Origin of the sequence: Microbispora sp. CSR-4, assembly GCF_008033685.1 — a bacterium.
Taxonomy (GTDB): domain Bacteria; phylum Actinomycetota; class Actinomycetes; order Streptosporangiales; family Streptosporangiaceae; genus Microbispora.
Map to the genome: position 1 here is coordinate 1 of NZ_VJVX01000101.1, position 10,358 is coordinate 10,358.

The following is a 10,358-nucleotide window of genomic DNA, read 5'->3' on the forward strand; positions in this document are numbered from 1 at the left end:
CGGGTCCATTTCTGGTTGTTCTGGCCGTTGCAGGTCCAGATGATGACCTTGCTGCCGTTGGCGGTGCCGTTGTTGTAGACGTCGAGGCACTTGTCGGCGCCGACGGCGGTGATGGAGCCGTCTGAGTTGAACCGCCACTTCTGGTTGTTCTGGCCGTTGCAGTCCCAGATGATCACGCTGGTGCCGTCGGCCGTGCCCGCGCCGTTGACGTCCAGGCACTTGTTGCCATAGACGCGCAGCTCACCGGCGCTGGTGGAGGTCCACTGCTGGTTGGACTGCCCGTTGCAGTCCCAGACCTGCACCGCCGCGCCGTTGGCCTGCGACACCCCGGTGACGTCCAGGCACCGCCCCGACCCCACACCTCTGAGCGCGCTCGTGCTCCCCGACGGCGACGACGGAGACGGAGAGGGCGTCGACGTGCCGTTCCCGGGTCCGGCGGAGGCGATCACGGACTGAGCACCCGACGGCCACTGACCGTTGGCGACGGTCACGTTGTTGCCGACGACGTTGCCGCGGTCACCGTTGGTGATGTTGGTGCTGCCGTTCGTCGACCAGTTGCCCGTGACGGTGAAGTTGCCCATGTTCTCGCCACCCCAGTAGTTGGCGGTGGCCCAGGTGCCGGTGTTCGAGAAGACGTTGTTCCTGACGGTGTAGTACTTGGAGCCCTCGTCGAAGTAGAGCCCGAACCAGCCGTTGGTCCGCAGGCAGTAGTTGTCGCTGATCAGCGCGTTCGGGTTCCACGACAGTGTGTAGATGCATCCGCCGTCGGTCATCTGCTGCATGACGTCGTGCACGTAGTTGCCGACGAGCCGGTTGCCCGACGCGGTCGTGGCGGTGGTGTAGCGCGGCTGGTAGTCGTACAGACCCCGGTTGGCGTACTGTGTGCTGCCGCCCGGCTCGTTGGCGCCCCACCCGTAGCCGATCGACATGCCGGTGTAGGGCATGTTGTAGACCTCGTTGTGGGACACGTCGGTGGTGGTGACGTACGTGGTCAGGACCGAGACGACGCCCCGGTAGTCCAGCCCGAGGTCGTGGATGCGGTTGTCGGTGATGGTGATGTCGCGGTTGACCATCCGCTGGTCACTGGGATGGTGGGCGTCGGCGCGCACGCCCCCGACCACGATGCCGCCGGCCGAGCTGCGGGCGATCTCGGACCGGGTGACCGTGATGTCACGGGCGCCCAGGCCGACGCCGCTGGCGTGCGCGTTGGCGTCGTTGCCGATGCCCACCGCCGTCTGGCCCAGGTTGAGGAACCGCGAGTCGGTGAAGGTGATGTGGTCGGCCGCCGACACCTGCACCGCCGCGGGCATCTGATACCAGTTCGGCCTGGTGGCCTCGAACTGCCGGCAGCCCTCCTGGCAGGAGTTCGGCAGGTCGCCCGGCCAGTTCCAGTTGCCCGCGATGTAGGCGCCGGTCTGCTGGTCGGCGAAGCCCTGGTTGCCGCTGGGGCCCAGCCAGCTGGTGCCGCTGAAGGTGATGCCGCTGAACGTGATGTGGTGCGCCGGCGCGTCGTAGGTGCCGCCGACGTTCACCAGCGACTGCAGCACCGGCAGCTCCACGCTGGTGCTGCTCATGTTCTGCCCGGAGAGCGGGATGTAGGAGAGCACACCGGTCGTGGGGTCGATGTACCACTCACCCGGCGAGTCGAGGAACTCGTAGGCGTTCTCGATGTAGAGCGGGCCCGCCCGGTGCGGGCTGGTGAACACGTCGTAGCCGAAGATGTTGTTGTTCCAGCCGGGCTGCTGCATCGTGATGAAGTTGCCGCCGATGCTCTGCACCCGCACGTATCGGTCGGTGAACGAACCGATGCTCTCCAGCTCGACCCGGTTCTGCCTGGCCAGGTTGTTCAGGTAGCTCAGCGTGCCGTTGCCGAACCTCAGCCCCGAGCCGGTGGCGGTGAAGTCCGACCGGTTCACCTGGGTGCGGGCACGCGTGGCGAGGGCGCCGTCGACGTACAGCTGCCGGGTGTCGATCCCGGTGCCGACGTTGGCCTGCCAGATGTTCTTCGCCTGGTCGGCGAGCGTCCAGCCGGTGACCGCCCGGGCGCCGCTGATGACGGGATGCGCCGACGGGGCCGCCTGCCATATGACCTGATATCCGTTGGTGCCGGAGTCGGCGGCGGTCAGCCGCAGTGGCGCGGAGAGCCGGTAGACCCCGTCGGCGAGCTGAACGACGATGTCTCCCGACATGGAGCCGTTGCGCGACCGCACCGCCGTCTGCGCGCCCGGCAGCGAGCACGGCTGTGCGGACGAACAGGTGCTGCCGGTGCCCGAGGGCGAGACGTAGAGGGTCGTGGTGGCGGCGCGGGCCGCGGTGGCCGGCGCGACCATGGTCATCGCCATGGTCAGCGCCGCGATGACGAGGACGGCCAGAAGCGGTCTCGACACCGCGACCGGTGGGGACGGATGCTCGATCCGATCGGTCACGTGCTTCTCCATGGGGGCGGCCTCACCCGGCACCACGAGGGATCGGGGTGGAGCGAGGCGATGGAAGCCGACGTGGCCGACCACGGTGCGGAGGCATGCGGCGCGCCTCCACACACCCGCCGTGTGGTACAGCCGCAGGGCCCGGAAGAAGGGTTCCTCCGGGTGCTCAGCTTCCAATTACGGTTGCGGCACCGAGACCCGTCAAGACCTTGAGCACACTTATTTTCCTGGCCGGCATGCACGCGTCATCTCGCCGTAATGCCGATAACCGTGCTGACCAGTGCGAACGCATATCGCCATGGCCGCACGAACTAAACGTTTCAGGTGAAACGCCAGAATGTTTCGTACTCATCGGCACGCCATCCCCGGCGGCCGGCGGGCGTCGGCACGTGCGGAGTCATACTTTTGCTGAGATCGCGAGGAAGGAGCACCGTGACCGACACCCCGCGTGAGGGCGGCTATCGGCCCGGCTACGAGGTTGCGGCCGAGCAGGTGCTGGAGCTCATCGCCCGGCTGGGCCTGCGTCCGGGCGACCGCATGCCGACCGAGAACGACCTGGCCAGGCAGCTGGGAACCAGCCGCACCGTCGTCCGCGAGGCGGTGAAGATCCTCTCCGCGCTGGGCCGGGTGCGCGCGCAGAAGGGCCGCGGCCTCTACGTGGCCGACGACGAGGGGATGCTCGGCGCCGGTCGGTTCGCGTCGTTCTTCCTCCCCACCGACCTGGACCACGTCTACATGCTGTTCGAGTTCCGGCGGGCGCAGGAGATGGAGACCAGCCGGCTGGCCGCCCGCCGCGCCGCCCCCGCGGAGCTGCGGGCCATCGAGGACGCGGCCGCCGTCTGCCGCCGAGGGTTCGAGACCGGACGCGAGGACCTGTTCAACGAGGGCGACGACGCCTTCCACTCCGCCATCGCCACGGCCTCGCACAACATGTTCCTGCAGATCGCGGTGCGGGAGGCCCGCCGGCTACAGGCCCAGTCGGCGATCATCGGGCTGCGCGGTTCGGTGGGCGGGCACGCGGCGAAGGCCGTCGAGGAACACGAGGCCATCCACCAGGCCATCCGCGCCGGTGATCCCGAGGCGGCGGCCCACGCCGCCGCCGCGCACATCGACGCCACGCTGGACGACTATCGCAAGGAGATCCAGCAGCGCCTGTTCTCCCCGGCCGGCTGAGACCATCCTGTGTGAACTGCTGAGGCGAATCGTTTCGACGCAGACGGCCCACCCGGGGCGCGGGGCGGGCGGCGGATGACGGCCGGTGAATCTTTCATGCGCGCGGGCCGGCGGGAGATCGCGAGCGTGCCCTGCTGTGAGCACGGGGAAGGGGCCGCAGGTGCTCACCCTGGCCTGAATCGCGGGAAACGGGGCTCTTGACAGGCATCGGACGGTCGTATTTGCTTCGCAGCATCCCGCCACCCCCCAATCCGCCGGCAGGAAGGATCGACGCTCTGGCGATTTGTTAGCGCTAACACGGCGCGTGCCCAGTGCCAGGAGGCAGCAGGGGCCGAGTTTCCGGAGAGCTCCGGAAAGTTCCGGCACCCCGGCCGAGGCGAATCGGTTCGTGGACCCCTGACCCCTCCTCGCGTACATGCGCCTTCGCGCGGATCGGGTCCGCGACCAGGACCCGGGATCGTCTCGGTCTCCCACGCCACGGGCATGGCCGTTCTCACAGTCGCCCGTCGGCGACCCATCGCATGGGACACGACCGCCTTTCGCCGGCTCCGGCGAGTCCGCCCGGATTCAGCACGTGGCTGTCTTCGCCATGCCTTCTCGCCGGTCTTTCCCCAAGGCCGCTGTGCCTTCCCCCCAAGGAGTGAAAGCAATGCGTTCTTCGTCCGTTGACCCATCGGGCCGTACGGCTCGCGGGCGTCGCTCACCGGCGGCCGTCGCGGCCTGCCTCGTCGCAGCGCTCGCGGCCCTCCTCGCCACCGCCCTGGCCTGGTCGGCGCCGGCGTCGGCAGCGACGGCGCCGCTGGTCGGCGCACAGTCGGGGCGCTGCCTCGACGTGGCGGGCAACACCGACGCGCTGGGCACGAGCCTGCAGATCTGGGACTGCAACGGCCAGGCCAACCAGGCGTTCGAGTTCACCTCGGCGGGTGAGCTGCGGACGTTCGGCGGCACGCGGTGCGTGGACGCGTACGGCCAGGGAACGTCGCCGGGCACGAAGGTGATCATCTGGTCGTGCAACGGTCAGAACAACCAGAAGTGGCGGCAGAACTCCGACGGGTCGATCACGGGGACGCAGTCGGGGCTGTGCCTCGACGTGGACCACGCCGGCACCGCCAACGGCACCGCCGTCATCCTGTGGACCTGCAACGGGCAGAGCAACCAGAAGTGGTCGGCCGCCGGAGGCGGGCCCACCACCTCGCCGAGCCCGCCGCCGCCCGGCTCGCGCCCGTGCGACATCTACGCCTCCGGGGGCACGCCGTGCGTGGCCGCGCACAGCACGACCCGCGCCCTGTACGCGAACTACAGCGGCAACCTCTACCAGGTGCGGCGCTCCTCCGACAACGCGACCAGGAACATCGGCGTGCTGACCACGGGCGGCACCGCCGACGCCGCGGCGCAGGACTCCTTCTGCGCCGGCACCACCTGCGTCATCACTGTCGTGTACGACCAGTCCGGGCGCGGCAACGACCTGTGGTATCAGGGGTCGAGCGTGGTGCCCGGCTCGCCGCAGAGCAAGCCCGCGATCGCCACCACCGAGTCGCTGTCGGTGGGCGGCAACAAGGCCTACTCCCTCTACATCAACCCCGGTAACAGCTATTGGCGTGACGGTCACCTGACCGGCGTGCCGACCGGGACCGCGCCCGAGGGCATGTACATGGTGACCAGCGGCACCCACGTCAACAGCGGCTGCTGCTTCGACTACGGCAACAGCGAGACGACCAGGAAGGCCGACGCCGCCGGGGCGATGGACGCCATCTACTTCGGCACGAGCTGCTGGTTCGGCGGCTGCTCCGGCTCCGGTCCCTGGGTGCAGGCCGACCTCGAATGGGGGCTCTACCCCGGTGGCAGCCAGTCGTGGAACCCCAACCAGCGGGCGTTCACCAGCAAGTTCGTCACCGCGACGCTGAAGAACAACGGAACGTCGCGCTTCGCCATCAAGGGCAGCAACGCGCAGTCCGGCAGCCTCTACACCCTCTATGACGGCGCGCTTCCCCCGGGCTACAGCCCCATGAAGAAGCAGGGCGCGATCGTCCTGGGCAGCGGCGGCGACTGCTGCAAGCCCGACGGCGGCGCCAACCTCAGCGCCGGGACCTTCTACGAGGGCGCGATGGTCTCCGGCTATCCCTCCGACGCGACCGAGAACGCCGTGCAGGCCGACATCGTCGCCGCCGGCTACCGCTGACCCCGCCCGCGAAAAGGGAGTTGAGCACGTTGAACCGAAAATCCTTCTTCGCCGCCATCGCGGCGGCGGCGCTCGTCGCCCTGGGAACGGCGGGTGCGGCGCTCGCCGGAACCACGCCGCCCACGCACAGCAGCGCGGTCGCCGCGGCCGCCGCCGGGACCGCCGGATGCGGCAAGGCCCCGGCACTGGCGAGCGGCACGCACTCGATCGCGAGCGGCGGCCAGAATCGCAGCTACATCCTGCGGGTGCCCTCCGGTTACGACAGCAACCATCCCTACCGTCTGGTCTTCGGGTTCCACTGGAACGGCGGCACCGCCAACGACGTCGACTCGGGCGGGACCGACGGGTACAACTGGTCGTACTACGGGCTCAGGCGCCTCGCGGACGCCGAGAACAACAGCACGATCTTCGTCGCGCCGCAGGGCAACAACAACGGCTGGGCCAACCCCAACGGCCAGGACCTGACCTTCGTCGACGACATGCTCCGGCAGATCGAAGCCGGCCTGTGCGTCGACACCGACCAGATCTTCTCCACGGGCTTCAGCTACGGCGGCGGCATGAGCTACGCGCTCGCCTGCGCCCGGGCGACGGTCTTCCGCGCGGTCGTGGTCTACTCCGGCGCCCAGCTCAGCGGGTGCGACGGCGGCACCCAGCCCATCGCGTACATGGGAGTGCACGGCATCGGCGACCCGGTGCTCAACATCTCGCAGGGGCGAGGGCTGCGCGACAGGTTCGTCAGGAACAACGGCTGCACCGCACAGAATCCGCCCGAGCCGGGGTCGGGCAGCCGGAGCCACATCGTCACCGCCTATTCGGGGTGCCGGTCCGGCTATCCGGTCGTCTGGGCGGCGTTCGACGGGGGCCACACCCCGGGTCCGATAGACGGGTGCTCCTGTGAGGGCTGGCGGACCTGGACCTCGGCCGAGGCATGGAAGTTCCTGACGCAGTTCCAGACGCCCCCGCCGACGTCACCTTCTCCGTCTCCGCCGATGTCACCTTCTCCGTCTCCGTCTCCGTCGTCGCCGTCGGGGAGCACGAGCGCGCTCAGGGGCGTGGGGTCGGGGCGGTGCCTGGACGTCACCGGGGTGTCACAGGCCAACGGCGCGGCGGTGCAGGTCTGGGACTGCAACGGGCAGTCCAACCAGCAGTGGACCTCCACCAGCGCCGGTGAGCTGCGCGTCTATGGCAACAAGTGCCTGGACGTCAACGGCGCGGGCACGGCCGACGGCACCAGCGTGATCATCTGGGACTGCAACGGCCAGAACAACCAGAAGTGGCGGTTCAACTCCGACGGCTCCATCACCGCCGTCGGCGCCGACAAGTGCCTCGACGTCTACAACAACGGCACCGCCAACGGCAGCAAGGTCATCATCTGGACCTGCAACGGCCAGAACAACCAGAAATGGACCCGTGTCTGAGCGGGAGGACCAGCAGAACGACGCGTGACGGGGTGACCGGTCCGCCTGCTCCCGGGCGGCCGGTCGCCCTGTTCGATCTCGCCCTACCCCCTTCGAAAGGACCCCGATGAGTCGGCGAAGAGCAAGCGTGGCGCGCGTCGCCATGAGTGTGGCGGTCGCGCTCCTGTCCGTCGCGATGTCCCTGGTGGCCGTGACGCCGGCGCACGCGGCGGTCGGAATCACGATCAACGGTGGTTCCGGCGGCCGCACCTTCGACGGTGTCGGCGCGATCAGCGGCGGCGGAGGCAACAGCCGCCTGCTGATCGACTACCCCGAGCCGCAGCGGTCGCAGATCCTGGACTACCTGTTCAAGCCCGGGTACGGCGCGTCGATGCAGATCCTGAAGGTCGAGATCGGCGGCGACACCAACTCCACCGACGGCGCCGAGCCGAGCCACCGGCACACCTCCGGCGACCTGAACTGCGACCGCGGCTACGAATGGTGGCTGATGGAGCAGGCCAAGGCCCGCAACCCCGGCATCAAGCTGGCGGGTCTCGCCTGGGGCGCCCCGGGCTGGCTCGGCAACGGCAACTTCTGGTCCCAGGACACCATCAACTACCTGGTCGACTGGCTGGGCTGTGCGAAGAACAGCCACGGGCTGACCATCGACTACCTGGGCGGCTGGAACGAGAAGGGCCGCGATCTGAACTGGTACGTCAACCTCAACGCGGCCCTGGACTCCCGCGGCTTCGGCAACGTGAAGATCGTCGCATCCGACGACTGGGGGTTCGGCGTCGCCGACGACGCGGCGAACAACGCCGCCTTCCGCAACGCGGTGGACGTGTTCGGGTCGCACTACGTCTGCGGTTACCGCGGACCACAGTCGAGCTGTCCCAGCTCCACCACCGCGATCAACTCCGGGAAGGTGCTGTGGGCCAGTGAGAACGGCTCCGACGACTACAACGACGGGGCCAAGGCGATGGCCAGGGGCATCAACCGGGACTACATCGACGGGAAGATGACCGCATACATCAACTGGCCGGTCATGGCCGCCATCACTCCGAACCTGCCCTTCGCCACGATGGGCGTGGCGGTGGCGCCGCAGCCGTGGTCCGGTTACTACGCCATCGGCAAGAGCACCTGGGTGATGGCCCACACCACGCAGTTCACCGCTCCCGGCTGGAAGTATCTGGACTCTTCCAGCGGCTACATCGGCGGCAACCGCAACAACGGCAGCTACGTGTCGCTGAGGTCGCCCAGCGGGTCCGACTACAGCACGATCATCGAGACGATGGACGCCACCAGCGCCCAGACGCTGAACTTCACCGTGACCGGCGGGCTGTCCACCGGGCAGGTGCACGTGTGGGCGACCAACCTCAACTCGGGGAACTCCGCCGACCACTTCGTCCACGCCGCCGACGTCAACCCGTCCAACGGCGCCTTCTCGCTGACGGTCCAGCCGGGGTACGTCTACTCGATCACCACCACGACGGGTCAGGGCAAGGGCACCGCCACCAGTCCCTCCCGGGGCTCGATGGCCCTGCCGTACGCCGACGACTTCGACTCCTACGCGGTGGGGCGTGAGGCGAAGTACCTGATGGACATGCAGGGCTCGTTCGAGATCGTGGGCTGCGGCGGCGGCCGCTCCGGCCGATGCGTGCGCCAGATGGCCCCGCGCCAGCCGATCCTCTGGACCGGCGGTTCCCACCCGTACGCCCTGCTGGGCGATCTGGGCTGGAGCAACTACACGGTCACGGCGGACGTGCTGCTGGAGCAGAGCGGCTACGTGGAGCTGATCGGCCGGGCGGGCGCCCAGCACGCCTTCGGCCCCGAGGGACTGAACGCCTACTACCTAAGGGTGACCGACGGCGGCGCCTGGCAGATCATCCGCAACAACGTCGACAACGCGATGACGACGATCCGCAGCGGAAGCGTCGCCGCCCTCGGCACCGGCCGCTGGCACACCCTGGCCCTGGGCTTGTCCGGCGGCACGATCACCGCGAGCATCGACGGGACGCAGGTGGCCTCGGTCACCGACGGCACCTGGGGCGCCGGCCAGATCGGCGTGGGCACCAGCACCACCGAGACCGCCCAGTTCGACAACCTGTCCATCACCCCGGGCCCGGGCGGCGGCACGCCGGGCAACGGCACCGCGCTGCGCGGTCTGGCCAGCGGCCGGTGCGTGGACGTGCCCAACCAGTCGCACACCAACGGCACCCAGGTGGCGCTGTGGGACTGCAACGGCGGGGCGAACCAGCAGTGGATCCACACCTCCGGCAAGCAGCTCCAGGTGTACGGCGACAAGTGCCTGGACGCCTCCGGCCAGGGGACGAGCAACGGCACCCAGGTCGTCATCTGGGACTGCAACGGCGGGGCCAACCAGCAGTGGAACATCAACGCCGACGGCACCGTCACCGGTGTGCAGTCCGGGCTGTGCCTGGACGCCTACAGCGCCGGAACGGCCAACGGCACGAAGATCGTCCTGTGGGCCTGCAACGGCGGAAGCAACCAGCAGTGGAGCCGCAACTGAGTTGACGGCCGCCCTGGCGGTGCACGGGAGATGCGCGGCCCGGAAGTCCGGGCCGCGCATCGACCTAGGCGACCGTGCAGGGGTTTCCGTTGAGAGTGAACGCGGTGGGCTTGCCGGCGTTGCCGGTGTGGGTGGCCTGGAAGCCGATCTCGGTGGTGGAGCCGGGCGCGATCGTGCCGTTGTAGCTCATGTTCCGCGCCGTGACCTGTCCGCTGGAGGGCGAGTAGGTGGCGTTCCATCCGTTGGTGATGGTCTGCCCGCTGGGCAGGGTGAAGGTCAGCGACCAGCCGTTGACGGTGGAGGAGCCGGTGTTGGTGACGGCGATCTGCTCGGTCAGGCCCTCGTTCCAGGCGTTGACGGTCGCGCTGACCCGGCACGCCCCCGAGCCTCCGCTGGGCGACGGTGATGGTGACGGCGACGGCGACGGCGTGCTGCTCGGCGACGGGCTGGGGGAGGGGCTGGGCGAAGGGCTCGCCGAGGGGCTGGGTGAGGGTGAGGGTGAGGGTGTGGTGGTGCTGTCGAGGCCGAGGAAGGAGATGGCGTAGGCGAGCTGGCCGTTCATGGGGAGTTGGTGGCCGACGCCGGAGATGCTGATGCCTTCGATGGTGGCCTGGGTGCTTGTGTCGCCGTAGCGGGTGCGGGTCCACGACGAC

The 10,358-nt window shown here is 68.9% G+C and carries 6 protein-coding genes; 4 read left to right on the forward strand and 2 right to left on the reverse strand.

Annotated features, from left to right (window positions below; all coding sequences use genetic code 11):
* A partial coding sequence (locus FLV34_RS42995) for an RICIN domain-containing protein (RefSeq protein ID WP_261986058.1) occupies nucleotides 1-2,426 on the reverse strand: 2,426 nt, incomplete at its 3' end.
* A gap of 432 nt (nucleotides 2,427-2,858) precedes the next feature.
* Here FLV34_RS42995 and FLV34_RS37810 point away from each other — a divergent pair.
* The 4 genes from FLV34_RS37810 to FLV34_RS43000 all read left to right on the forward strand — a co-directional run bounded on the left by FLV34_RS37810 (nucleotide 2,859) and on the right by FLV34_RS43000 (nucleotide 9,705).
* On the forward strand, nucleotides 2,859-3,599 hold the full coding sequence (locus FLV34_RS37810) for a FadR/GntR family transcriptional regulator (protein WP_142651577.1): 741 nt from the start codon (nucleotides 2,859-2,861) through the stop codon (nucleotides 3,597-3,599).
* A gap of 649 nt (nucleotides 3,600-4,248) precedes the next feature.
* Entirely contained in the window at nucleotides 4,249-5,778 is a 1,530-nt protein-coding gene (locus tag FLV34_RS37815) for an arabinofuranosidase catalytic domain-containing protein (RefSeq protein WP_147945434.1), read from the forward strand.
* A 29-nt stretch (nucleotides 5,779-5,807) separates the two neighbouring features.
* Nucleotides 5,808-7,196, forward strand: coding sequence for a lectin (locus FLV34_RS37820; RefSeq protein WP_147945435.1), 1,389 nt, complete (start codon nucleotides 5,808-5,810; stop codon nucleotides 7,194-7,196).
* A gap of 127 nt (nucleotides 7,197-7,323) precedes the next feature.
* Nucleotides 7,324-9,705, forward strand: a complete 2,382-nt coding sequence (locus FLV34_RS43000) for a ricin-type beta-trefoil lectin domain protein (protein WP_261986059.1) — start codon at nucleotides 7,324-7,326, stop codon at nucleotides 9,703-9,705.
* A 64-nt stretch (nucleotides 9,706-9,769) separates the two neighbouring features.
* Here FLV34_RS43000 and FLV34_RS37830 read toward each other — a convergent pair.
* On the reverse strand, nucleotides 9,770-10,358 hold a 589-nt coding region (locus tag FLV34_RS37830; protein ID WP_187280847.1), incomplete at its 5' end, for a cellulose binding domain-containing protein.